Genomic DNA, 24,783 nt, shown 5'->3' on the forward strand with positions numbered 1-24,783 from the left:
CGTGATGTTTAGGCCTTGGCGCGATCCAGCAGGTACTGGGTCAGCAGCGGAACCGGACGACCGGTAGCGCCCTTGTCCTTACCGCCGCTGGTCCAGGCAGTGCCGGCGATATCCAGGTGGGCCCAGTTGAAGTTCTTGGCAAACCGCGACAGGAAGCAGGCGGCGGTGATGGTGCCGGCCTTTGGCCCGCCAATGTTGGCGATGTCGGCGAACGGGCTGTCCAGTTGCTCCTGGTACTCATCGAACAGCGGCAATTGCCAGGCGCGGTCGTCGGCAGCCTTGCCGGCGCTGAGCAGTTGTTCGACCAGTTCGTCGTTGTTGCCCAAAAGGCCCGAGGTATGGGAGCCCAGGGCCACGATGCAGGCGCCGGTCAAGGTAGCAATGTCGATCACCGCTTGCGGCTTGAAGCGCTCGGCGTAGGTCAGGGCATCGCACAGCACCAGGCGGCCTTCGGCGTCGGTGTTGAGGATTTCCACGGTCTGGCCGCTCATGGTGGTCACGATGTCACCGGGGCGGGCAGCACCACCGCTCGGCATGTTCTCGGCACAGGCCAGGATGCACACCAGGTTGATCGGCAGCTTGAGTTCGAGCACGGCACGCAGGGTACCGAAGACACTGGCGGCACCGCCCATGTCGTATTTCATCTCGTCCATGCCGGCGCCCGGCTTGAGGCTGATGCCGCCGGTGTCGAACGTGATGCCTTTACCGACCAGGGCGAACGGTTTGTCGGCTTTCTTGCCGCCGTTGTATTGCATGACGATCAGGCGTGGTGGCTGGTCGCTGCCCTGGCCCACGGCATAGAACGAGCCCATGCCCAGGTCCTTGATCTTCTTCTCGTCCAGGACCTCGACTTTCAGGCCCTTGAACTCTTTGCCCAGGGCCTTGGCCTGTTCGCCGAGGTAGGTTGGGTGGCAGATGTTTGGTGGCATATTGCCCAAGTCGCGGGTGAACGCCATGCCGGCCGCGATGGCCTGGGCGTGGGTGGCGGCGCGCTGCACTTCAGCCTGGGCGGCCTTGATGGTCAGCAGGGTGATTTTCTTCAGGGCGCGGGGTTCGGCTTTCTGGCTCTTGAACTGATCGAAGGTGTAGCCGCCATCCAGCAGGGTTTCGGCCAGCAGGCGGGTCTTGCCGTAGCTGTCGCGGCCCTTGACCACGATTTCGTCCAGCGCCAGTGCCGCATCGCTGCCGCCCAGGCCCTTGAGGGTGCTGAGGATGCCGCTGATGATCTTGCGGAACGGGCGGTCGCCCAGTTCGGCGTCCTTGCCCACACCTACCAGCAATACGCGGTCGGCTTTAAGGTTGGGCAGGCTTTGCAGCAGCAGGCTTTGCCCGACTTTGCCGGCCAGGTCGCCACGCTTGAGCACGGCGCTGATGGCGCCACCGCTCAGTTCGTCGACTTGTTTGGCGGCGGCGCCGAGCTTGCGGCCTTCGCCGACGGCGACCACGAGGGTGGCGGTCTTCAACGTTTCGGGGCTAACGCTTTTTACAACCAATTCCATGTTCGGGTCCCTTATATAAGGTCAAAGAGCCTGGAGTCTGTACTCCGGCCTGTAGGCTGGGCCACCTGTGGGTGACCGCGACAAAGCCCGCAGTTTGTACCGCGCCGCCCGAGCCTGACAACCCTTGAAGCCAGCTTTGTGCACCGGTGTGAGCAAGCTCCGTGACAGGCGCCGACAATCACAGGATAATGCGCCATCTTTTTCGCCGGCCCGTGTCAACGGGGCGACTTGATATGCTTGCTTGTTTGGCCGCCTTAGCCTGACAACCCTGGAGTGTCTGGTTTGATCGTCTTCCGTTATCTGTCCCGCGAAGTCCTGCTGACCCTGAGTGCCGTGAGTGCGGTATTGCTGGTCATCATCATGAGTGGTCGTTTCGTCAAATACCTGGCCCAGGCTGCCTCGGGTGCCCTGGATCCGGGTTCTCTGTTCCTGATCATGGGCTTTCGCCTGCCAGGCTTCCTGCAACTGATCCTGCCCCTGGGTCTGTTTCTCGGGATCCTGCTGGCCTATGGCCGGCTCTATCTCGAAAGCGAGATGACCGTACTGTCAGCCACCGGCATGAGCCAGCAGCGGCTGTTGGCCATGACCATGGTTCCGGCCACCGGCGTGGCGCTGGTGGTGGCCTGGCTGAGCCTGAGCCTGGCCCCCCAGGGCGCCATGCAATTTCAGCTGGTGCTCAACAAACAGGACGCCATGACCGAGTTCGATACCCTCGAGCCGGGCCGCTTCCAGGCGCTCAACGACGGCACCCGGGTGACTTACACCGAGCGCATGACTGATGATCGGGCCAACCTCGGTGGTGTCTTCATCTCCGAGAAACGCCTGGGCCAGGACAAGAAAGACCGTGGCATTTCCGTGTTGGTGGCCGATAGCGGGCGCCAGGAAGTGCGTCCGGACGGCAGCCGCTACCTGATCCTGGAAAACGGCTATCGCTACGACGGCAGCCCCGGCCAGGCCGACTACCGCGCCATCAAGTACGACACCTATGGCGTCATGCTGGCCCGGCCGGATGTGAGCAACGAGGTCACCGACCGCGATGCGATCCCGACCCAGGCCCTGATCGGCAGCCAGGAGCGGCGCTCGATTGCCGAGCTGCAATGGCGTATTTCCCTGCCGTTGCTGGTGTTTATCGTCACCTTGATGGCGGTGCCACTGTCCCGGGTCAACCCGCGTCAGGGCCGCTTCCTCAAGTTGCTGCCGGCGATCCTTTTGTACATGGCCTACCTGACCATCCTGATTTCCGCCCGTGGCTCCCTGGAGAAGGGCAAGCTGTCGCCGACCCTGGGGTTGTGGTGGGTCCACGGCATCTTCCTGATGATTGGCCTGGGCCTGCTGTACTGGGAACCGATTCGTTTGAAAATGCAGAGCCGTCGCGGCATGAAGGAGATGGCTCGTGGGTAAGTTGGATCGCTACATCGGTAGCAGCGTACTGGTCGCCATCCTGGCGGTATTGGGCATCATCCTCGGCCTGGCGTCGTTGTTTGCCTTCATTGATGAAGTGGGCAACGTCACCGATACCTATACGGTCACTGACGTACTGAGCTACGTGGCGCTGACCGCGCCGCGCCGGCTCTACGACATGATGCCGATGGCCGCGCTGATCGGTTGCCTGATCGGCCTGGGCAGCCTGGCCAGCAACAGCGAACTGACCATCATGCGCGCAGCCGGGGTGTCCATTGCCCGTATCGTCTGGGCCGTGATGAAACCCATGCTGCTGCTGATGGCCGCCAGCGTGCTGATCGGCGAATACGTGGCGCCACCGGCGGAAACCACGGCCCAGGCCAACCGTGCGCTGGCCCAGGGTTCGGGCGATGCCCAGAGCTCCAAGCGGGGCCTGTGGCACCGCCAGGGTGATGAATTCATTCACATCAACGCGGTGCAACCCGGCGGCCTGTTGGTGGGTGTCACCCGCTATCGCTTTGATGACGAGCGCCACATGCTGTCGTCGAGCTTTGCCAAGCGGGCACAGTTCAGTGACAACCAGTGGGTGTTGAGCGATGTCACCACCACCCATTTCCGCAATCCTGGCAAAGGCACCGAGGCCAGCACCGAAGTGATCAACGAGCCGACCCAGGCCTGGGACATCGCGCTCAAGCCGGAACTGCTCAATACCGTGGTGATGATCCCGGAAAGCCTGCCGATCTCCGGTTTGTGGAGCTATATCCACTACCTCAAGGAGCAGGGCCTGAACAACGGCCGCTACTGGTTGGCATTTTGGGTCAAGGTGTTGCAGCCGGTGGTGACCGCCGCACTGGTGCTGATGGCGATTTCGTTTATTTTCGGCCCGTTGCGCTCGGTAACCCTGGGCCAGCGTGTATTTACCGGGGTATTGGTCGGTTTCACCTTCCGCATTGCCCAGGACCTACTGGGGCCGTCGAGCCTGGTATTCGGCTTCTCGCCGCTGTTTGCGGTGCTGGTGCCGACCGGCATCTGTGCCCTGGCCGGGTTCTGGCTGCTGCGGCGGGCCGGTTGATCCGCACGTGTTGAACAAAAAATGCCCCATTCGCAAGAACGGGGCATTTTTGTTATTGGTCGCCAAAGATGACGTCTGGCCCGAGCATCAGGTACAATTCCCGGCTATTTTTCAGCGGGCAATCTGCCTGCAGCCTTTTTGAGTGTTGATCCGTGAGTGATTTGAGTCATATCCGCAATTTCTCCATCATCGCCCACATTGACCATGGTAAGTCGACGCTGGCCGATCGATTCATCCAGATGTGCGGCGGCCTTGCCGAGCGTGAAATGGAAGCCCAGGTCCTGGACTCCATGGACCTCGAACGCGAGCGCGGGATCACCATCAAGGCCCACAGCGTTACCCTGTACTACACCGCCAAAGACGGTATCAAGTACCAACTGAACTTCATTGACACCCCGGGCCACGTCGACTTCACCTACGAAGTCAGCCGTTCCCTGGCGGCCTGTGAAGGCGCGTTGCTGGTGGTGGACGCGGGTCAGGGCGTAGAAGCCCAGTCCGTGGCCAACTGCTACACCGCCATCGAGCAGGGCCTGGAAGTCATGCCGGTGCTGAACAAGATCGACCTGCCACAGGCCGATCCGGACCGGGTGAAGGAAGAAATCGAAAAAATCATCGGCATTGACGCCACCGACGCCGTCGAGTGCAGCGCCAAGACCGGCCTGGGCGTCGACGAAGTGCTCGAGCGCCTGGTCAAGACCATTCCGGCCCCCACCGGCAACATCGAAGATCCGCTGCAAGCGTTGATCATCGACTCCTGGTTCGACAACTACCTGGGCGTTGTCTCCCTGGTACGTGTGCGCCATGGCCGGGTGAAGAAGGGCGACAAGATCCTGGTCAAGTCCACCGGCAAGATCCACCTGGTGGACAGCGTCGGTGTATTCAACCCGAAACACACCGCCACTGTTGACCTGAAAGCCGGTGAAGTAGGCTTCATCATCGCCGGTATCAAGGACATCCACGGTGCACCGGTCGGTGACACCCTGACCTTGAGCTCGACGCCTGATGTCGACGTGCTGCCAGGTTTCAAACGCATCCAGCCACAGGTCTACGCCGGCCTGTTCCCGGTCAGCTCCGACGACTTCGAGGACTTCCGCGAAGCCCTGCAGAAGCTGACCCTCAACGACTCGTCGTTGCAGTACACCCCGGAAAGCTCCGACGCCCTGGGCTTCGGTTTCCGCTGCGGGTTCCTGGGCATGCTGCACATGGAGATCATCCAGGAGCGCCTGGAGCGCGAGTACGACCTGGACCTGATCACCACCGCGCCGACGGTTATTTTTGAGCTGGCGCTGAAAACCGGTGAAACGATTTACGTCGACAACCCGTCCAAGCTGCCGGATCTGTCGTCCATCGAAGACATGCGCGAACCGATCGTGCGGGCCAATATTCTTGTGCCGCAAGAGCACCTGGGTAACGTCATTACCCTGTGTATCGAAAAGCGTGGCGTGCAGCACGACATGCTGTTCCTCGGTACCCAGGTCCAAGTGACCTATGATTTGCCGATGAACGAAGTGGTCCTGGACTTCTTTGACCGTCTCAAATCCACCAGTCGCGGCTATGCTTCGCTGGATTACCATTTCGACCGTTACCAATCGGCCAATCTGGTGAAGCTCGATGTATTGATCAACGGTGACAAGGTGGATGCCCTGGCGCTCATCGTCCACAAGGACAATGCGCACTACAAAGGCCGCCAGCTTACCGAGAAGATGAAAGAACTGATTCCGCGCCAGATGTTCGACGTCGCGATCCAGGCCGCCATTGGCGGGCAGATCATTGCGCGGACCTCCGTCAAGGCACTCAGAAAGAACGTACTGGCCAAATGCTACGGTGGCGACGTGAGCCGTAAGCGCAAGCTGCTTGAGAAGCAAAAGGCCGGTAAAAAACGCATGAAGCAAGTGGGCAACGTGGAAATTCCACAAGAAGCCTTCCTTGCGGTGCTCAGGTTGGATAGTTAGGTCCTATGTCACTAAATTTCCCGCTGTTGCTGGTCATCGCCGTTGCCGTCTGTGGTCTCCTGGCGCTGCTCGATCTGGTGTTCTTCGCCCCGCGTCGTCGGGCGGCCATCGCGTCCTATCAGGGCAGCGTCAGCCAGCCCGATGGCGTGGTGATCGAGAAGCTGAACAAAGAGCCCTTGCTGGTTGAATACGGCAAGTCGTTCTTCCCGGTGTTGTTCATCGTGCTGGTGCTGCGCTCGTTTCTGGTGGAGCCGTTCCAGATCCCTTCGGGGTCGATGAAGCCAACCCTGGATGTCGGCGACTTCATCCTGGTGAACAAGTTTTCCTACGGGATCCGCTTGCCGGTGATCGACAAGAAAATCATCGAGGTGGGTGATCCGCAACGCGGCGATGTGATGGTGTTCCGCTACCCAAGCGATCCGAACGTCAACTACATCAAGCGTGTGGTCGGCCTGCCGGGTGACGTGATCCGCTACACCAGTGACAAGCGCCTGTTCGTCAATGGTGAGTCGGTGGCCGAGAAACTCATCGGTTCCGAGCCGAACACCCTGGGCAGCGCCGAGCTGTACGAGGAAAAACTCGGGGCGGTAGAGCACCAGATCCGCAAGGAAATGAGCCGCTACCGTTCGCCGCCCGACAACCAGTGGACCGTGCCTGCCGGGCACTACTTCATGATGGGCGACAACCGCGACAACTCCAATGACAGCCGCTACTGGGACGATCCAAGCATTCCCAAGGAGCTGCTGGGCATGGTTCCCGACCAGAATATCGTCGGCAAGGCCTTCGCGGTCTGGATGAGCTGGCCGGAACCCAAACTCAGCCACCTGCCGAACTTCTCGCGGGTGGGGCTGATCAAGTAATCCATGCGGCGCTGTGAACACAGCGCCGAATGCTTTTCTGGGGCTTGGACATTGGTCCGGCCTCGAGCAACACACAGCATTGCCAGGATTTGAATTTGAACACAGCGTTAATCGTCGATGGCCTTTGCCGCCACGTACTGAAAGTAGGTAAACCGTGAGCGTTTCTTTGAGTCGTCTTGAGCGTCAGCTCGGCTACACCTTCAAGGACCAGGAATTGATGGTCCTTGCCCTCACACACCGCAGTTTTGCCGGGCGCAACAACGAACGCCTGGAATTTTTGGGTGATGCCATTCTCAACTTCGCCGCTGGCGAAGCCTTGTTCAACCGCTTCCCCCTGGCCCGTGAAGGCCAGCTGTCGCGCCTGCGCGCGCGCCTGGTGAAGGGCGAGACCCTGGCCGTGCTGGCCCGTGGTTTTGACCTGGGCGAGTACCTGCGCTTGGGTTCCGGTGAGTTGAAGAGCGGCGGTTTCCGTCGCGAGTCGATCCTGGCCGATGCCCTGGAAGCCCTGATCGGTGCGATCTACCTGGATGCCGGGATGGAAGTGGCCAAGGAGCGGGTCATGGCCTGGCTGGCGTCGGAAATCGACAGCCTGACCCTGGTGGATACCAACAAGGATCCCAAGACCCGCCTGCAGGAATTCCTGCAGTCGCGCGGCTGCGAACTGCCACGCTACGAAGTGGTGGATATCCAGGGTGAACCGCACTGCCGTGTGTTCTTCGTCGAATGCGAAGTCACCTTATTGAACGAAAAAAGCCGAGGTCAGGGTGTGAGCCGTCGTATTGCCGAACAGGTAGCGGCCGCTGCAGCACTGATTGCCCTGGGCGTGGAGAATGGCCATGACTGATTCAACCGCAACACGCTGTGGCTATGTTGCCATCGTCGGCCGTCCCAACGTGGGCAAGTCCACGCTGCTGAACCATATCCTGGGGCAGAAGCTGGCGATCACCTCGCGCAAGCCGCAGACCACCCGCCACAACATGCTGGGCATCAAGACCGAAGGCAACGTGCAAGCGGTCTATGTCGACACCCCGGGCATGCACAAAGGCGGCGAGAAAGCCCTGAACCGTTACATGAACAAGACTGCTTCGGCGGCGTTGAAAGACGTCGACGTGGTGATCTTCGTGGTTGACCGCACCAAGTGGACCGATGAAGACCAGATGGTGCTGGAGCGTGTGCAGTACGTCACCGGGCCATTGATCGTCGCGCTGAACAAGACCGACCGCATCGAAGACAAAGCCGAGTTGATGCCGCACCTGAGCTGGTTGCAGGAACAACTGCCGAACGCCCAGATCATGCCGATCTCGGCCCAGCACGGGCACAACCTCGAAGCCCTGGAGCGGGTGATCGCTGGCTACCTGCCGGAGAACGAGCACTTCTTCCCGGAAGACCAGATCACCGACCGCAGCAGCCGTTTCCTTGCCGCCGAGCTGGTACGCGAGAAAATCATGCGCCAGATGGGCGCCGAGCTGCCGTACCAGATCACCGTGGAAATCGAAGAGTTCAAGCAACAGGGCAAGACCCTGCATATCCATGCGCTGATCCTCGTCGAACGTGACGGCCAGAAGAAAATCATCATTGGCGACAAGGGCGAGCGCATCAAGCGCATCGGCACCGAAGCGCGCAAGGACATGGAATTGCTGTTCGATTCCAAAATCATGCTCAACCTGTGGGTGAAGGTTAAGGGTGGCTGGTCCGATGACGAGCGCGCACTGCGCTCCCTGGGCTACGGCGACCTGTAATCAGTCTCCAGTCACATCGCAGGACAAAATGTGGGAGCGGGCTTGTGTGGGAGCTGGCTTGCCTGCGATAGCATCGCCTCGGTCTACTTGATACATCGAGGCGTCTGCATCGCAGGCAAGCCAGCTCCCACACAAGCCAGCTCCCACATTGGTTTATCGCTGTTCTTAAGTTCTGCGAAGAGACATTCATGTCCCAATCCCCACCTCCCAGCCAACCCGCCTACGTGCTGCACAGCCGCGCCTACCGCGAGACCAGCGCCCTGGTGGACTTCCTCACGCCCCAAGGCCGCCTGCGCGCGGTGTTGCGCAGTGCGCGGGGCAAGGCGGGTACGCTGGCGCGGCCATTCGTGGCCCTGGACGTGGAATTTCGTGGCAAGGGCGAGCTGAAAAACGTCGGGCGCCTGGAAAGCATCGGCACTTCTGCCTGGCTCAATGGCGAGGCGCTGTTCAGTGGCCTCTACCTCAACGAACTGCTGATCCGCCTGCTGCCCGCCGAGGACCCGCACCCTGCGGTGTTCGATCACTACGCCGCTACCCTGTTGGCCCTGGCCGAAGGCCGCCCGCTGGAACCGCTGTTGCGCGCATTCGAATGGCGCCTGCTTGACGACCTGGGCTACGGCTTCGATTTGAGCAATGACTTGCACGGCGAACCGATCGCCAGCGACGGCATGTACCGCCTGCAAGTGGATGCCGGGCTGGAGCGGGTCTACCTGCTGCAACCGGGCCTGTTCCAGGGCACTGAGTTGCTGGCGATGGCCGAGGCCGACTGGAGCGCGCCTGGCGCCCTGTCCGCCGCCAAACGCCTGATGCGCCAGGCCCTGGCCGTGCATCTGGGCGGCCGGCCCTTGGTCAGTCGCGAGTTGTTTCGAAAGCCCTGACATCCCCGTGTATGCTGTGCGCCGATTCTTTCCCTTTTCAGGAGCGCTTCCGTGACCACCAGCAATCGCATTCTTCTTGGCGTCAACATCGACCACGTTGCTACCCTGCGCCAGGCCCGGGGCACCCGTTACCCTGACCCGGTCAAGGCCGCGCTGGACGCCGAAGAAGCAGGCGCCGACGGGATCACCGTGCACCTGCGCGAAGACCGCCGGCACATCCAGGAACGCGACGTGCTGGTGCTCAAGGATGTGCTGCAGACCCGCATGAACTTCGAGATGGGCATCACCGAAGAAATGATGGCCTTCGCCGAGCGCATCCGCCCGGCGCATATTTGCCTGGTTCCGGAAACCCGTCAGGAACTGACCACCGAAGGCGGTCTGGATGTGGCCGGCCAGGAAGCGCGGATCAAAGCCGCGGTCGAACGCCTGTCGCAGATTGGCAGCGAAGTCTCGCTGTTTATCGACGCCGACCAACGGCAGATCGAAGCCTCGCGCCGCGTGGGTGCCCCAGCGATCGAACTGCACACAGGCCGTTACGCCGATGCCACCACCCCGACCGAAGTCGCCGACGAACTGCAACGCATCATCGACGGCGTGGCCTGCGGCCTGCGTGAAGGCTTGATCGTCAATGCCGGCCATGGCCTGCACTACCACAACGTTGAGGCTGTGGCGGCGATCAAGGGCATCAACGAACTGAACATCGGCCACGCGCTGGTCGCCCATGCGCTGTTCGTCGGTTTCAAAGGCGCGGTAGCCGAGATGAAAGCGCTGATCCTGGCCGCCGCCAAGCACTGACCCTGGATCAACCTGTAGGAGCGAGCTTGCTCGCGAAAAGCCCGAGAACAGCGCGGGGGGCCAGAATCCCCGCGTCATCGTTAACGACCTTCGCGAGCAAGCTCGCTCCTACAGGTCTCCTGCGGCAATGCGAAGCCTTACTGTTTAGCCTGTGGGGGTGTATCGTATTTGCCCTTTGCGGGCCTTGCGCCCGCGCAGATACGTGAGGTTGTTGTGTCCCGATCCTTTTCCCGTCGACAAATCCTAGGTGGCCTCGCCGGCCTGGCAGTAGTGGGCGTGGGTGCCGGTGGCGCCTATCGCTACTGGCTGGGGAAAGTCGCGGACGCCAGTGCCGGGCGCGATTACGAACTGATCGCCGCGCCACTGGACGTGGAACTGGTGCCGGGGCACACAACCCAGGCCTGGGCGTTCGGCCCATCGGCGCCGGGCACCGAGTTGCGCGTACGTCAGGGCGAGTGGCTGCGGGTGCGGTTTATCAACCACCTGCCGGTCGCCACCACCATCCACTGGCACGGTATCCGCCTGCCCCTGGAAATGGACGGCGTGCCCTACGTCTCGCAACTGCCGGTATTGCCCGGTGAGTATTTCGATTACCAGTTCCGCGTGCCGGATGCCGGCAGCTACTGGTATCACCCCCATGTGAGCAGCAGCGAAGAGCTGGGCCGTGGCCTGGTCGGCCCGTTGATTGTCGAAGAGCGCGAGCCCACCGGTTTCAAGCATGAGCGCACCCTGAGCCTGAAAAACTGGCATATCGACGAACAGGGTGAATTTGTCGAGTTCAGCATCCCTCGCGAAGCGGCGCGTGGCGGTACGGCCGGGCGCCTGTCGACCATCAATGGCGTGCCTCAGGCGGTCATTGACCTGCCGGCCGGGCAAATCACCCGTGTGCGCCTGCTCAACCTCGACAACACCCTGACCTATCGCCTGAATATCCCCAACGCCGAGGCGCAGATCTACGCCCTGGACGGTAACCCCATCGAGCCACGGCCCTTGGGCAAGGAGTACTGGCTGGGTCCGGGCATGCGTATTTGCCTGGCAATCAAGGCCCCGCCGGCCGGCGAAGAGCTGTCGATCCGCAATGGCCCGGTGCGCCTGGGCACCTTCCGCTCTGTGGCCAACACCGACGCCCCCGGCGAGTGGCCGCCCGCGTTGCCGGCCAACCCGATTGCCGAACCGGACCTGGCCAATGCCGAGAAACTCAACTTCAATTTCGAATGGGTCGGTTCGGTCTCGGTCAATGTCGAGAACAGGCCGCCGAGCCTGTGGCAGATCAACGGCCAGGCCTGGGATATCACTGACAAGACTTGCGCCGACCGGCCGATTGCCAAGCTCGAATTGGGCAAGAGCTATATTTTTGAATTGAAAAACATGACCCAGTACCAGCACCCGATTCACCTGCATGGCATGAGCTTCAAGGTGATCGCCTCGAACCGCCACAAGGTCACGCCGTACTTCACCGACACCTACCTGCTGGGCAAGAACGAGCGCGCCCGCGTGGCGTTGGTGGCGGATAACCCCGGGGTGTGGATGTTCCATTGCCATGTGATTGACCATATGGAAACCGGCCTGATGGCCGCCATCGAGGTGGCGTGATGCGCCAGATTCGCCCGACGGCGATTATCGACCGCAGCCGTGACCAGGACTTTATGCGCGAAGCCCTGGCCCTCGCCGCCCAAGGCGCGGCCCTTGGTGAAGTACCGGTGGGTGCGGTGCTGGTGCAGGACGGTGAAATCATCGGGCGCGGCTTCAACTGCCCGATCAGCGGCAGCGACCCGAGCGCCCACGCCGAGATGGTCGCCATCCGCGCGGCCGCCCAGGCCGTCAGCAACTACCGTCTGCCGGGCAGCACCCTGTATGTGACCCTGGAGCCGTGCAGCATGTGCGCAGGTTTGATCGTGCATTCGCGCATCGCCCGGGTGGTGTACGGCGCACTGGAGCCCAAGGCGGGGATTGTGCAGAGCCAGGGGCAGTTCTTTACCCAGGGCTTTTTGAACCATCGGGTGTTGTATGAAGGCGGGGTGTTGGCCGAGGAGTGCGGCGCGGTGTTGAGTGAGTTCTTCAAGGCCAGAAGGGCCAAGCCCACGGCCTGAAAACACCATAAATCCCAATTTGGCAATCCAATCTATGTGGGAGCTGGCTTGCCTGCGATAGCATCACCTCGGTCTGCCTGATACACCGCGGTGCCTGCATCGCCGGCAAACCGGCTCCTACAGGCATGGGCTATTTCTTGGCGATGATCACCGCCCGCATCGGCGCCGGCAGCCCTTCAATCGTTTTGCTGTGATCCTCAGGGTCGAGGAAGTCACTCAGGGATTGATACTTCATCCACTCGGTCCCGCGTTGTTCCTCGACCGTGGTCACGCTGACATCCACGCAACGCACATCGCTGAAGCCAGCACGGCGCAGCCACAGCATCAGTGCCGGTACGGATGGCAGAAACCACACGTTGCGCATCTGCGCATAGCGGTCTTCCGGCACCAGCACCTGCTGCTGATCACCTCCGATCACCAAGGTTTCCAGCACCAGTTCGCCGCCCTTGACCAGGCAATCCTTGAGTGCCAGCAAGTGCTCGATCGGCGAGCGGCGGTGGTAGAACACGCCCATGGAAAACACGGTGTCGAAACCTTCCATGTTCGGCGGCAGGTCTTCGAACGGGAACGGCAGGTGCCAGGCGTTGGGAGCCGACAAGTAACGCTGTACCGCCTGGAACTGGCAGAAAAACAGCCAGTTGGGATCGACGCCAATCACGCTGTCGGCACCGGCGCCGAGCATGCGCCACATGTAGTAGCCGTTGCCACAACCCACATCGAGGATGCGTTTGCCTTTGAGGTTCAGGTGCGGCGCGACCCGCGACCATTTCCAGTCCGAGCGCCATTCGGTGTCCACATGCACCCCGAACAGATCGAACGGCCCCTTGCGCCACGGGCTCAGGCCCATCAACGCGGCATGCATCTGCGTGCGGGTCGTGTCATCGCAATCGGTGTCGAGGGTCAGACCGTTGAGCAGGTCGATTTCACTGGGCAGGATCTTGGGTAATGCGTCCAGCGCACTTTGCCAGCGCGCGAGGTCGCCATGACCCTTTTCCATTTTTGCATCGAGTTGTGCTTGCAGGCCTTGGGCCCAGACGGCCAGGGGCGTGCCGACCAGATGGCGGGCGAGGGGAGACAGATCAATCATGGCAAGGCAATCAACGAGGCAAAGTTAAGACACTGGAACCACGGCACGACTTTCGAGAACCCGGCCGCCAACAGGCGTTCGCGGTGTTCTTCGAGGCTGTCGGGCTTCATGACGTTTTCGATGGCGCTGCGCTTCTGGGCGATTTCCAGCTCGCTGTAGCCGTTGGCGCGCTTGAACGCCACATGCAGGTCGGTGAGCAGTGCATGCTCTTGGGGATCATTGAAGCGCAGTTTTTCCGAGAGAATCAGCGCGCCACCCGGCAGCAGCGCCTGGCGGATCCGCCCAAGCAGCGCCAAGCGTTCCTCGGGGGCGATAAATTGCAGGGTGAAATTCAGCGCCACCACCGAGGCCGGCTGGAACTGCAGGGCGAGGATATCGCCGTCGATCACCTCCACCGGCAACAGCTCCTGGAACATCGAGTCCTGGCCGTTGAGGTATTCGCGACAGCGCTCCACCATCGCCGCCGAGTTATCCACAGCGATCACCCGGCAACCGTCGGTGCGCACGTGGCGGCGCAGGGCCTGGGTCACGGCGCCGAGGGACGAGCCCAGGTCGTACAGCACGCTATTGGGCTGGGCAAACTGCGCGGCGAGCACACCGAGGTTCTCGACAATGGTCGGGTAGCCGGGCACCGAGCGCTTGATCATGTCCGGGAACACCCGCACCACGTCCTCGTTAAAGGCGAAGTCCGGCACCTGGGGCAAGGGCTGGGCGAATAGGCGATCGGGTTCTTTGCTCACGGCTGTTCCGGCGACGAAGGGGAAAAGGCCGGCATTTTAGCCAACTTGCTCCCTGGATGCGCGGGTTGTCTGATGGAACGCCGATGCGGTGATGCCCCACTGGCCCAACCAATAGGTAATGATCAACAGGTACGGCGCGGCATCGAAGGTCACCACAAAGCGGTTGATGCCGATCAGCGTGTCGGAAAACACAAACAACGCCGCACCAATGGCCGCCAGTTGCGCCGAGCGCTTGGGTACATCGCTGCCCAGGCGAGCCAGTGCACGCCAGAGCATGGCGCTGATCACCAGCGCATACACCACCACCGGAATCAGCAAGTCGCCTAGGCCGTGGGAAATCAGGATGCTCAACAAGATCGCCCCAACCCCCAGCGCCAGTGCCAGTGGCAACAGTGCCGGGCGGCGGCAGTCGCTGAAGTAGGCCTTGAGGTACGCCAGGTGCGCGACCAGGAATGCGCCCAGGCCGAAGATAAACAGGTCGCCGGGCCAGGCCAGCAACACATCGCCGACCAGGGAGAAGATCAACCCCAGGCTGATCCAGCGTCGATAGTCGCTGGGTGGCGCGTCATGCAGCCAACCCAACATCGCCAGTACCGGCAGCGGCTTGACCAACAGGCAGAGCAATGTCGCGTGCGTGCTCAGGCCGTAGATAAAGGTACCCGCCCCCATCAACGCAAGAATCATCCATGGCATATCAGTTCACCGTAATGGCGCAGTCAAAGGTGTCCACCGGATTCACTTCCGGGGCCCAGGGTTGTTGGGAGGTCAGGCGCAGGCGGCCACTACCGGCGGTAAAGGCCTGGAAGCGCCAGGTCGATTGCCCCGCGGCACCGACCACACCGGCGTCCTCGGGATTGCTGTAGACCTCGGGGCCGAGGCTGCGCAGCACGCCGCCGGCCGAATCCTGGATCGCCCAGCGATAACCGGTGGTGGGGTTGCTCGGCAAGGTCAGGGTCAGGTTTTGCCCGGCCTTGAGCTTGAGCGGGCAGGCGCTCTGTTTTTCGACGGTGACGTTTTGCTTCGGTGCACTGGCGCAAGCCGCGAGCAGGGCGAGGCTTAGCGGAAGAAGCAGGCGGGCAGCGGTCATGAAGGCTCCGTTTATTGGCGACGAAGGGCGAGCATAACCGAAGATGAGACAAGGTGTTACAGCAGGGTTTTGTGTTGAGGCGGCTGGCGCCATCGCGGGCAAGCCCGCTCCCACATTCGACCGCGTTCCAAAGGATGCACTCGGTCAAATGTGGGAGCGGGCTTGCCCGCGATGAGGCCCTTTCAGACGCTAAAGGTTTCTCAGAACAACACCTTCGCCACATCCGCAAACCGCTTGGCAAAGTGCACCGTCATGCCCTCTTTGAGGTACTCCGGCAATTCCTCGAAGCTGCCACGGTTAGGCTCTGGCAGGATCAACTCGTGAATCTTCTGCCGCCGCGCCGCAATCACCTTCTCACGCACGCCGCCAATCGGCAGCACGTGCCCGGTCAGGGTCAGTTCGCCGGTCATGGCCACGCCTTTTTTCGGCGGCTGGTTACGTGCCAGCGACAACAACGCACTGGCCATGGTCACCCCGGCACTCGGGCCGTCTTTGGGCGTGGCGCCTTCCGGTACGTGCAGGTGCACGAAGGCTTCATCGAAGAACTTCGGATCACCGCCAAACGACTTCAGGTTGGAGCTGATGTAGCTGTAGGCGATTTCGGCGGATTCCTTCATCACTTCACCCAATTGCCCGGTGAGCTTGAAGCCGCGATTGAGCGTGTGGATGCGCGTCGCCTCGATCGGCAAGGTCGCGCCACCCATGCTGGTCCAGGCCAGGCCGGTGATGACGCCGGTGCCCGACAGCACTTGCTCGTTGCGAAACACCGGCATCCCCAGGGAGCTTTCCAGGTCCTTGTTGCCGATCTTGATCACTGAATCCGGTTCATCCAGCAGCTTGACCACCGCTTTGCGTACCAGCTTGCCCAGCTGTTTTTCCAACTGACGCACCCCGGCTTCGCGGGCATAGCCGTCGATCAGCGCGCGCAGGGCGCCGTCGGTGATGCTCAGGCTGTTCTTGGCCACGCCGGCTTTTTCCAGCTGTTTTGGCCACAGGTGACGCTTGGCGATGGCGACTTTTTCTTCGGTGATGTAGCCCGACAGGCGAATCACTTCCATGCGGTCCAGCAGCGGGCCGGGGATTGAGTCCAGGGTGTTGGCGGTACACACGAACAGCACTTTGGACAGGTCCAGGCGCAGGTCCAGGTAGTGGTCGAGGAATTCGACGTTCTGTTCCGGGTCGAGGGTTTCCAGCAGGGCCGACGCGGGGTCGCCCTGGAAGCTCTGGCCCATCTTGTCGATCTCGTCGAGCATGATCACCGGGTTCATCACCTCCACATCCTTGAGCGCCTGCACCAGCTTGCCCGGCAGGGCGCCGATGTAGGTGCGGCGATGGCCCTTGATCTCGGCCTCGTCGCGCATGCCGCCGACGCTGAAGCGGTAGAACGGCCGCCCCAGGGACTCGGCAATGGATTTGCCGACGCTGGTCTTGCCCACGCCCGGCGGGCCCACCAGCAGCACGATGGACCCGGCGACTTCGCCTTTATAGGCACCGACGGCGAGGAACTCGAGGATGCGGCTCTTGATGTCATCCAGGCCCGCATGGTGCTTATCCAGGACTTTGCGCGCGTGCTTGAGGTCCAGCTTGTCCTCGCCATACACGCCCCACGGCACCGAGGTGGCCCAGTCCAGGTAGTTGCGCGTGACCGCGTATTCCGGCGAGCCGGTCTCGAGGATCGACAGCTTGTTGAGTTCTTCATCGATGCGTTTCTGCGCCTGGGCCGGCAGCACTTTGCCTTCCAGGCGTTGCTCGAACTGTTCGACGTCAGCGCTGCGATCGTCCTTGGTCAGCCCCAGTTCCTGCTGGATCACCTTGAGCTGTTCCTTGAGGAAGAACTCGCGCTGGTGCTCGCCGATCTTGCGGTTTACCTCGGCGGAAATTTCCTTTTGCAGGCGCGCGACTTCAACCTCTTTGCGCAGCATCGGCAGCACTTTTTCCATGCGCTTGAGCATCGGCACGCAGTCCAGCACTTCCTGCAACTCGTTACCGGTGGCCGAAGTCAGCGCGGCGGCGAAGTCAGTCAGGGGCGACGGATCGTTGGGGCTGAAGCGGTTGAGGTAGTTCTTCAGCTCTTCGCTGTACAGCGGGTTGAGCGGCAGCAGTTCCTTGATCGCATTGATCAGCGCCATGCCGTAGGCCTTGACCTCGTCGGTCGGCTCACTGGGCTGGTGCGGGTATTCGACTTCCACCAGGTACGGTGGGCGGTGGTGCTTGAGCCAGGTCTTGATGCGCACGCGGGTCAGGCCCTGGGCGACGAATTGCAGCTTGCCGTTCTCGCGGCTGGCGTGGTGCACCTTGACCAGAGTGCCGTACAGCGGCAAGGCAGAGGTATCGAAATGCCGTGGGTCTTCGGGCGGGGTGTCCATGAAGAACAGGGCCAGGGAGTGATGGTCGGATTTGCTCACCAACTCCAGGGTCTCGGCCCAGGGCTCTTCATTGACGATCACCGGCAACACTTGCGCCGGGAAGAACGGGCGGTTGTGGATCGGGATGATATAGACCTTGTCCGGCAGGTTCTGCCCAGGCAGGGCGAGGCCGGTGTTGGACGACGGAGTTTCGGCGTTTTCGGGGTCGGCGTAGTCGTTGAGGTCGATATCGGGGAATTCTTGCTGGTCGCTCATGGGGCACCTGCATAGTGAAGTATGGAGGTTAGATGGGGCAGGTGAGGGGTGGTTTCAATGGCGGCGCGTTGTTAGCAACAAATTGCATGACATTTTCGAATGTCAGTGCAGCAGCCCTATGGGCGTGGGCCAGTCGGATCGTCGCGTCGCGCCGGTACAAAACAGGGGTGGTTTACGGCCTGTCAGGGCCATTTAGACGGTGATCTGTCGTCAAAATAATGTCAGCCAACCGCCCGCATTTATTAGGTTTACTTCTGCCCAGCGACGGCTAATCTGGGTTTTCCGAATGTGCTCAGTGAACGGGCATTTATTTGACACCGGCTCTGCAGTCGCGAGGGATGCGTATGACAAAAGGACGCTTGAGCTGGGGCGCGGGCACGCTGCCAGGAGGCAAGCGGATGAAATGGCGCCATGCCTTCCAGACCCGTCTGGCCGGGGTATTGGCGTTATTGCTGCTGGTCGTGGTGGGCGCGGTGTACTTCGCCGTCCAGGGCGCTACCTCCCGCGCCGTGGAAAACCAGGCCCAAGTGCAATTGGAGACCGGCAGCCGAGTGTTCGAGCGCTTGCTGGACTTGCGTGGGCGCCGCCTGCAATACGGCCTGGACTGGCTCACGGTGGACGCGCAGTTTCGCCGCGCAGTTGCCGCAGGCGAGCCGGCACAGATCCTCGCGGCCCTGCAGCGCCACGGCACGGGGATCCGCAGCAGCGAGGTGTTTGTGCTGGGGCTCGATGGGCAGGTCCTCGTCAGTACCCTCGATGGGGTGCCCGCCCAACAGGCCTTTCCCTATGCCCAGGCGCTGCGCCATGCCCGGCGCAACTCCCTGCAAATGCTCATCGTCGCCCTGGCCGGGCAACCGTTCCTGCTGGTCCAGGAAGATGTCCTGGACCCGCTGCCCATCGCCCGGGTGGTCATGGGGTTTGCCATGGATGAGGTATTCGCCGCCGAACTCCGCTCCCTGAGCAATCTGGAAGTGTCGTTCATGAGCCTGGACAACGGCCAGCCAGGCACCTTGTTCAGCACCCAGCCGTTGGCGGACCGCCCGGCTATCATCCAGGCGCTGCAGAACTCGAACATCAACCCATTGGCGCAGATGAGCGAATGGCACGGCCAGCGTTTTCTCAGCCAGGTCCTGGCCCTGGCCAACACCGGCGATGGCGGGCAAGTCATGGCTTTGCTGCAAAGCCCGCTGGACCATGCCCTGCAATCCTTCGCGCCGCTGGACCGGCAATTTCTCGGCATTGCCCTGGCGGCCTTGATGGTTTCTCTGGTGGGCGCACTGTTGATGGCGCGCCGCGTATCGCGCCCGCTGGATGCCCTGGTGCAGGCGGCCGAGCGTATCGGCGCCGGTGATTACCGCACGCCCGTAGCGGTGCGTGGCAAGGATGAGTTCGGCCTGCTGGCCCGTGCCTTCAACGCGATGCAGAGCGGCATCGCCGTGCGTGAACGACAACTGGCCCATAACGCCTTGCACGATGCCCTGACCGGGCTGCCCAACCGCGCCCTGGCCATGGAGCGCCTGGGCAGTGCGATCAGTGCGCGGCGGCCGGTGGTGTTGCTGTACCTGGGGATCGAAAACTACCGGGTGATCAACGAAGGCTTCGGCCCCCAGGGCGTCGAGGAAATGCTCCGTGAAGCCAGCCGCTGCCTGCTGTCGAGCCTGGCGGCGGGGGATTCGGCGGCGCGCATTACCGGCAGCGAATTTCTCGTGTTGCTGGAAAACACCAAGCTCGACAGCGCCGTGGCCCGCGCCGACCGCCTCTACAGCCTGCTCACCGAGCCGCAGCGGGTCGGTGGCGATGAACTGCGCCACGAAGTGAGCATGGGCATTGCTGCCTACCCCGAAGATGGCCTGCAGGTTGAAGAACTGATCAGCCGCGCCGCCATTGCCCGCCACGATGCCGCCGCGCTGCCCGGCTATTTGCAGATCTATCAACAGGACCGTGACCTCGCCCACCAACGCCAGATCAGCCTGATCCGCGACCTGCGGCGTGCCGCCATCGAAGACGAATTGTTCCTGTGTTATCAACCCAAGCTCGACCTGCGCCACGGCTACGTGCGCCAGGCCGAAGCGCTGTTGCGCTGGCAGCACCCGACCCTGGGCCTGGTGTCCCCCGCCGAATTCATCCCCTTGGCCGAACGCTCCGGCAGCATGGCCAGCCTGACTCATTGGGTGATTGAAGAAGCGATCCGCCAGTTGGCAGAGTGGAGCGTGCGCGGGCTGGAGGTGCAGCTTTCGGTGAACATCTCGGTCGACGACCTGGGCGACGAAGGGCTGGCGCCGCGGGTGACCGAGCTGCTGGAACTGCACGGGGTGCTGGCCGGGCAGTTGATTTTCGAGATCACCGAAAGCGCGATCATGCACAACCCGGAACAGGCCTTGCGCATCCTCGAGCAACTGCGTGGCTGTGGCATCAGCCTGTCGGTGGACGACTTCGGCACGGGCTACTCGTCCCTGGCCCAATTGCAGCGCCTGCCGGTGCAGGAACTGAAGATCGACCAGTCCTTTGTACGCAACCTCGACAGCACCAGCGGCGACGCGGTGATCGTGCGTTCGACCATCGAGATGAGCCACAACCTGGGGCTCAAGGTCGTGGCCGAAGGGGTGGAGTTCGAGCCGAGCTTGAGGCTGCTCAAGCAATGGAATTGCGACACGGCCCAGGGCTACCTGATCAGCCGGCCGCTGAATGCCATGGCCTTTGAGATGTGGATGCGCCGCGACCGCAGCACTGTCTGAGCGTCCCAACACAGCCCCACAGGTAAGCAGCTCCGCACTTTGGTTTTGCTGTTGCTCTGCTTTTGATCTCAGGCGCCCCGTCAAACCACGCTGGCCTGCGCAGCTATATCCCTTGTAGGAGCTGGCTTGCCAGCGATGGCGCCAGCAAGAACAACTTGGGGTGTCAGGTACCCAACGTCATCGTTAACGACCATCGCCGGCAAGCCGGCTCCTACAGTTGGACTGTATTGCCAATAAAAAGCCCCGCAATTGCGGGGCTCTTTTGTTGCTGGCTGGCTTAGTCGGCCAGTTTGAACGCCATCACATAGTCACCCTGCTTGGTCCCCAGGGAACCATGACCGCCCGCCACGACCAGCACGTACTGCTTGCCGTCCTTGCCGGTGTAGGTCATCGGGGTGGTTTGCGCGCCTGCAGGCAGGCGGCCTTCCCACAGTTGCTTGCCGTTTTTCACGTCATAGGCACGCAGGTACTGGTCGAGGGTACCGCTGAGGAAGGACACGCCACCGGCGGTGGTGAAGGTCCCGCCCAGGCTTGGCACGCCCATGCTCAGGGGGATGGGAACCGGCGAGCTGTCACGCACGGTGCCGTTCTTGTGCATCCAGATGGTCTTGTTGTTGGTCAAGTCCACGGCGGCCACATAACCCCAGGCCGGAGCCTGGCACGGCAGGCCCATTGGCGAGAGCATCGCTTCCAGGACCACGCCATATGGCGTGCCTTTGTTCGGCTGCACGCCTTCGGTCTCGCTGACACGCGGGCCCATGGTGGCGATTTTCTCGGCCGGGATCATGGTCGACTTGAACGCCATGTAGCTCGGGTTGACGAACGCGATCTGGCGCACCGGGTCAACCGAGATGCCGCCCCAGTCGAACACGCCGAAGTTGCCTGGGTAGACGATCGAGCCTTGCAGCGATGGCGGAGTGAACGGGCCGTCGTAGCGCAGGGACTTGAAGTCGATCCGGCACAGCAGTTGGTCGAACGGGGTCACGCCCCACATGTCACGTTCCTTGAGGGGCGGTGGCATGAAGTTGAGGTCGGACTTGGGCTGGGTTGGCGAGGTGTGATCACCGGCCACCGCGCCTTGCGGCACAGGGATTTCGTTGATGGGCACCACCGGCTCGCCGGTCGCTCGGTCCAGCACGTAGATGCTGCCTTGCTTGGTCGAGGCCATCACGGCTTGTTTCACGCCGGCGGCGGTCTTGATGTCGATCAGGCTTGGCTGGCCGCCCACGTCCATGTCCCACAGGTCATGGTGGGTGAACTGGTAGTGCCAGCGCACTTTACCGGTGTCGATATCCAGCGCAGTGAGGCCGGCAGCGTGCAGTTCCGACGCAGGCGTGCGGTAGCCACCGAACTGGTCCGGGGTCTGGTTGCCCATCGGCAGGTAGAGCATGCCGAGTTTTTCGTCGACGGCGAACATGGACCACATGTTCGGCGAGTTGCGGGTGTAGGTCTTGCCTTCGGCAATCGGCGTCGTGTCGTCCGGGTTGCCGCTGTCCCAGTTCCACACCAGCTTGCCGGTGTGCACGTCGAACGCGCGGATCACGCCGCTCGGCTCGTCGGTGGAGACGTTATCGGTGACGTGACCGCCAATCACCACCAGGTTCTTGGTAACGGCTGGCGGCGAGGTGGAGTAGTAGCCACCTGGGGCGAAGGTGCCGATGTTGGCGCCCAGGTCGACCTGGCCTTTGTCGCCGAAGTCTTCGCACATCTTGCCGGTATCGGCGTTCAGGGCGATCAGGCGGGTGTCGGCGGTCGGCAGGAAGATCCGGCGTGGGCACGCATTGGCAGCCGGCGCAGCGGCGTCGGTGGCCGGGCTTTGCTCGGTGGCGGCGTAGGCGGCGTCATCGTGATAGGTCACGCCACGGCAGGTCATGTGTGCCCAACCCTTGAAGTTCTCGGCTTTTTGCGTGGAGAGCTTAGGGTCGAAACGCCAGATTTCCTTGCCGGTATCTGGGTCAAGGGCGATCACCTGGCTGTGCGGCGTGCACACGTAGAGCATGCCGTTGACTTTCAGCGGGGTGTTTTCTGCGGTGGTTTCACCGGGGTCGCCAGGGCCAGGCAGGTCGCCGGTGCGATAAGTCCAGGCGGGTACCAGCTTGTGCGCATTTTCCGGGGTGATCTGCGCCAGGGGCGAGTAACGGTCACCGAAAGCCGAGCGGCCATAGGAGTTCCAGTCGCCATCGGCCTGGGCCGGCGCGGCATTGGTCATGCCTGGTACCGCGTCGCGGTCCAGTTGGCCTTTGATTTCACCTGGGTTGGTGAACTGGCTGGCCACGGCGGTTGCACCGGCCAGCACCACGGCCACGCTCAGTGCGCCCGTGCCCAGCGGGGCAGGTTGCCCACGCAGCAACGGGCGGCGGAACCACGGCAGGAGCATGACGATACCCAAGCCAAACAGCAGGGCCAGGCGCGGTACCAACTGCCACCAGTCCAGGCCGACTTCCCACAGGGCCCACACGGTACTGGCGAACAGCACCACCGCGTACAGGCCCAGCGCCGCACGGCGGGTGGCCAGCAGCAGGAGGCCGGTCAGGGTGATGCCGATACCGGCCAGCAGGTAGTACAGCGACCCGCCGAGCATGCTCAGCTTGATGCCCCCGGCCAACAAGGCCAGGCCCATGATCAGCAGCAAGATCCCCAGCAGCCTGGGCAGCAGGCGGCTTGGACTTGAAGCACCATCAGTGCTCATAGTGTGATTCTCCGTGACGTTTAAGGTAGTCCCGCGCTTGTTCACTGTAGATGACGTTTGCGCGCAGGCTTGGTTCAGGGCTAATTGCGTTTATTGCGATTCAGAAGGACGCTTGCAGCTTGATCCCGCCGACCAGCGCGTCATCCACCTGGGCGACGGCCCCCGGATGACGGATGTACTGCAGGTTCGGGCGCACCGTCAGCCAGTTGCTGACGTGCACGCCGTAATAGAGTTCGGCGCTGTATTCGGTGTCTTGCACCGGCAGGTAGGCGGCGTCGTCAAAGTCGTAGACCGCGCGGGCCTGGTTGCTGGCCTGGGCGTTCTTGCGGTATGCCGGGTTGACGTGGACGCGGGCCACGGCAAAGCCGATATCGTCCTTGGCACGGGCATCGAACGGGCCTTTGTAGACCACCCCGGCCTGGACATAGTTATCCACAGCGTTGGTTTTCTTATCGTGCATCGTCGCGTTGGCGAACACGCTCAAGCCCCGGGTGTTGTCGCTGGCCAGGCTGCTGACTTGCTGCTGCACGCCCAGCCACACGCCGTGCTTGCTGGAGGCGCTGCGGTAGGCCTCGCCACTGACGGCCGCGGGCTGGTCGTTGCGGTCTTTGTACACGTCGCTGGCCTTGGCGCTGCTGTAGTAATAGCCGGCGCGGTATTCACCAGCAAGGCCGTGGATCTTCGGGGTCCACACCAACTCCACCGGCAGCAGGGCGCCTTGGGTGCCGCTGCCGCTGAGCTTGAAGCCATTGCCACGCTCGAGGTTGGACGGGTTCTGTTCATAGGCGCCGATTTGCGCGTACAACTCGGGCGTCAGGTGGTATTTGACCCGCAGCGCCCATTGGCTGACCGGCCAGTTGTACCAGATGCCGCCGACCCAGTTGCCCACTTGGGAGCCGCAGAACGCCAGGTTCTGGAAGTCGCAGGGGAAGCTGTTGAAGTCCTCGCCTTCGCCAAAACGCCCAGCCTTGATATCCAGCTTCTGGTCGAAGAACTTCTGCTGGTACCACATCTGCGTCAGGCGCCAGGTCTGGCCACGGCCCCAGACTTCCTGGGACGAGGTAAAGCCGCCGACCCGCGGATCGTTGATGCGATCGTTGGTGATGTTGTTGCCACTGCGCTCGGTGATCGTCAGTTGGAACTCGGCGTCGTGCCAGCCAAGGATCTTCTGCAGGTCCAGGTGGCTGCCGAAGGCCCATTGATCGCTGTAGCGCGCAGTGCGGTCGTGGTCCGAGCCGCCGTGCAGGTTGCTGCCCATTTCACCGGTGTAGTCGATCTTGAAGTCGTAGCCCTGTTGAGACAGCGCTGTCCGAGAGCCGCCGAAATCATCCAGCATCCACGGGGACTCACGGTCAAAGGCCGGCGCGGCCTGGGCGCAGGTGATCAGGCACAAAGGCAGCAGCGCAGCGCACAGGCGCAGTGTTGGGAAAGCAGGCATAGGCAAGGGCAGGTCTTAATAGTTTTTGGTTTTAGTACGCAAACCGCGATTGGCGGGTGCCAACGGGTCAGGTTTGAGCGGCGGATGAAACGTTTCAGGT

At 62.1% G+C, this 24,783-nt stretch carries 19 protein-coding genes; 11 read left to right on the forward strand and 8 right to left on the reverse strand.

Annotation, left to right across the window (positions count from 1 at the left end):
• Positions 1-8: 8 nt before the first annotated feature.
• Positions 9-1,499 carry a leucyl aminopeptidase gene (locus HKK57_RS15260; protein WP_029297486.1) on the reverse strand — a complete coding sequence of 497 codons (1,491 nt, stop codon included), beginning with the start codon at positions 1,497-1,499 and terminating at the stop codon, positions 9-11.
• A 282-nt stretch (positions 1,500-1,781) separates the two neighbouring features.
• Here HKK57_RS15260 and lptF point away from each other — a divergent pair, with 282 nt between their 5' ends.
• The 10 genes from lptF (at position 1,782) to tadA (ending at position 12,286) form a co-directional block, all read left to right on the forward strand.
• The gene (gene lptF / locus HKK57_RS15265) at positions 1,782-2,900 is read left to right on the forward strand and encodes an LPS export ABC transporter permease LptF (protein WP_029297484.1); all 1,119 of its coding nucleotides are present in this window, start codon (positions 1,782-1,784) and stop codon (positions 2,898-2,900) included.
• The gene (gene lptG / locus HKK57_RS15270; RefSeq protein WP_029297482.1) at positions 2,893-3,972 is read left to right on the forward strand and encodes an LPS export ABC transporter permease LptG; all 1,080 of its coding nucleotides are present in this window, start codon (positions 2,893-2,895) and stop codon (positions 3,970-3,972) included. The genes lptF and lptG overlap by 8 nt, the downstream gene beginning before the upstream one ends.
• 152 nt (positions 3,973-4,124) lie before the next feature.
• Complete coding sequence (gene lepA, locus HKK57_RS15275) at positions 4,125-5,924, forward strand: translation elongation factor 4 (RefSeq protein WP_029297480.1); 1,800 nt, start codon at positions 4,125-4,127, stop codon at positions 5,922-5,924.
• 5 nt (positions 5,925-5,929) lie between these two features.
• Positions 5,930-6,784 (forward strand): signal peptidase I, encoded by an 855-nt coding sequence (gene lepB, locus HKK57_RS15280; protein WP_029297478.1) that lies wholly within the window; start codon positions 5,930-5,932, stop codon positions 6,782-6,784.
• Between the two features lie 154 nt (positions 6,785-6,938).
• Complete coding sequence (rnc, locus tag HKK57_RS15285) at positions 6,939-7,628, forward strand: ribonuclease III (RefSeq protein ID WP_029297476.1); 690 nt, start codon at positions 6,939-6,941, stop codon at positions 7,626-7,628.
• On the forward strand, positions 7,621-8,523 hold the full coding sequence (era, locus tag HKK57_RS15290) for a GTPase Era (protein ID WP_029297473.1): 903 nt from the start codon (positions 7,621-7,623) through the stop codon (positions 8,521-8,523). Before rnc ends, era begins: the two co-directional genes overlap by 8 nt.
• 188 nt (positions 8,524-8,711) lie before the next feature.
• Positions 8,712-9,401 (forward strand): DNA repair protein RecO, encoded by a 690-nt coding sequence (gene recO, locus HKK57_RS15295; protein ID WP_169390368.1) that lies wholly within the window; start codon positions 8,712-8,714, stop codon positions 9,399-9,401.
• Between the two features lie 51 nt (positions 9,402-9,452).
• Positions 9,453-10,196, forward strand: coding sequence for a pyridoxine 5'-phosphate synthase (gene pdxJ, locus HKK57_RS15300; RefSeq protein WP_029297469.1), 744 nt, complete (start codon positions 9,453-9,455; stop codon positions 10,194-10,196).
• A 213-nt stretch (positions 10,197-10,409) separates the two neighbouring features.
• Positions 10,410-11,789, forward strand: a complete 1,380-nt coding sequence (locus HKK57_RS15305) for a multicopper oxidase family protein (RefSeq protein WP_029297467.1) — start codon at positions 10,410-10,412, stop codon at positions 11,787-11,789.
• A complete protein-coding gene (gene tadA / locus HKK57_RS15310) occupies positions 11,789-12,286 on the forward strand; it encodes a tRNA adenosine(34) deaminase TadA (protein WP_029297465.1) in 498 nt (165 codons plus the stop codon). The genes HKK57_RS15305 and tadA overlap by 1 nt, the downstream gene beginning before the upstream one ends.
• Before the next feature lie 130 nt (positions 12,287-12,416).
• Here tadA and cmoB read toward each other — a convergent pair whose 3' ends face one another.
• The 5 genes from cmoB to lon all read right to left on the reverse strand — a co-directional run bounded on the left by cmoB (position 12,417) and on the right by lon (position 17,821).
• A complete protein-coding gene (gene cmoB, locus HKK57_RS15315) occupies positions 12,417-13,373 on the reverse strand; it encodes a tRNA 5-methoxyuridine(34)/uridine 5-oxyacetic acid(34) synthase CmoB (RefSeq protein ID WP_169390369.1) in 957 nt (318 codons plus the stop codon).
• On the reverse strand, positions 13,370-14,113 hold the full coding sequence (gene cmoA / locus HKK57_RS15320) for a carboxy-S-adenosyl-L-methionine synthase CmoA (RefSeq protein ID WP_029297461.1): 744 nt from the start codon (positions 14,111-14,113) through the stop codon (positions 13,370-13,372). Before cmoA ends, cmoB begins: the two co-directional genes overlap by 4 nt.
• Before the next feature lie 36 nt (positions 14,114-14,149).
• Positions 14,150-14,806 (reverse strand): lysoplasmalogenase, encoded by a 657-nt coding sequence (locus HKK57_RS15325; RefSeq protein ID WP_029297459.1) that lies wholly within the window; start codon positions 14,804-14,806, stop codon positions 14,150-14,152.
• Between the two features lies 1 nt (position 14,807).
• Complete coding sequence (locus HKK57_RS15330) at positions 14,808-15,200, reverse strand: protease inhibitor I42 family protein (RefSeq protein WP_029297456.1); 393 nt, start codon at positions 15,198-15,200, stop codon at positions 14,808-14,810.
• 200 nt (positions 15,201-15,400) lie between these two features.
• Positions 15,401-17,821, reverse strand: coding sequence for an endopeptidase La (gene lon, locus HKK57_RS15335; RefSeq protein WP_029297455.1), 2,421 nt, complete (start codon positions 17,819-17,821; stop codon positions 15,401-15,403).
• Positions 17,822-18,219: 398 nt separating this feature from the next.
• Here lon and HKK57_RS15340 point away from each other — a divergent pair, with 398 nt between their 5' ends.
• The gene (locus HKK57_RS15340) at positions 18,220-20,556 is read left to right on the forward strand and encodes a putative bifunctional diguanylate cyclase/phosphodiesterase (RefSeq protein ID WP_169390370.1); all 2,337 of its coding nucleotides are present in this window, start codon (positions 18,220-18,222) and stop codon (positions 20,554-20,556) included.
• A 277-nt stretch (positions 20,557-20,833) separates the two neighbouring features.
• On the opposite strand, the gene HKK57_RS15345 is transcribed toward HKK57_RS15340, so the two are convergent.
• Together HKK57_RS15345 and HKK57_RS15350 are read right to left on the reverse strand one after the other, a co-directional pair.
• The gene (locus tag HKK57_RS15345; RefSeq protein WP_169390371.1) at positions 20,834-23,245 is read right to left on the reverse strand and encodes a glucose/quinate/shikimate family membrane-bound PQQ-dependent dehydrogenase; all 2,412 of its coding nucleotides are present in this window, start codon (positions 23,243-23,245) and stop codon (positions 20,834-20,836) included.
• Between the two features lie 100 nt (positions 23,246-23,345).
• Complete coding sequence (locus HKK57_RS15350) at positions 23,346-24,683, reverse strand: carbohydrate porin (RefSeq protein WP_169391198.1); 1,338 nt, start codon at positions 24,681-24,683, stop codon at positions 23,346-23,348.
• Between the last annotated feature and the right edge of the window lie 100 nt (positions 24,684-24,783).

Source organism: Pseudomonas sp. ADAK21 (genome assembly GCF_012935735.1).
Lineage (GTDB): Bacteria > Pseudomonadota > Gammaproteobacteria > Pseudomonadales > Pseudomonadaceae > Aquipseudomonas > Aquipseudomonas proteolytica.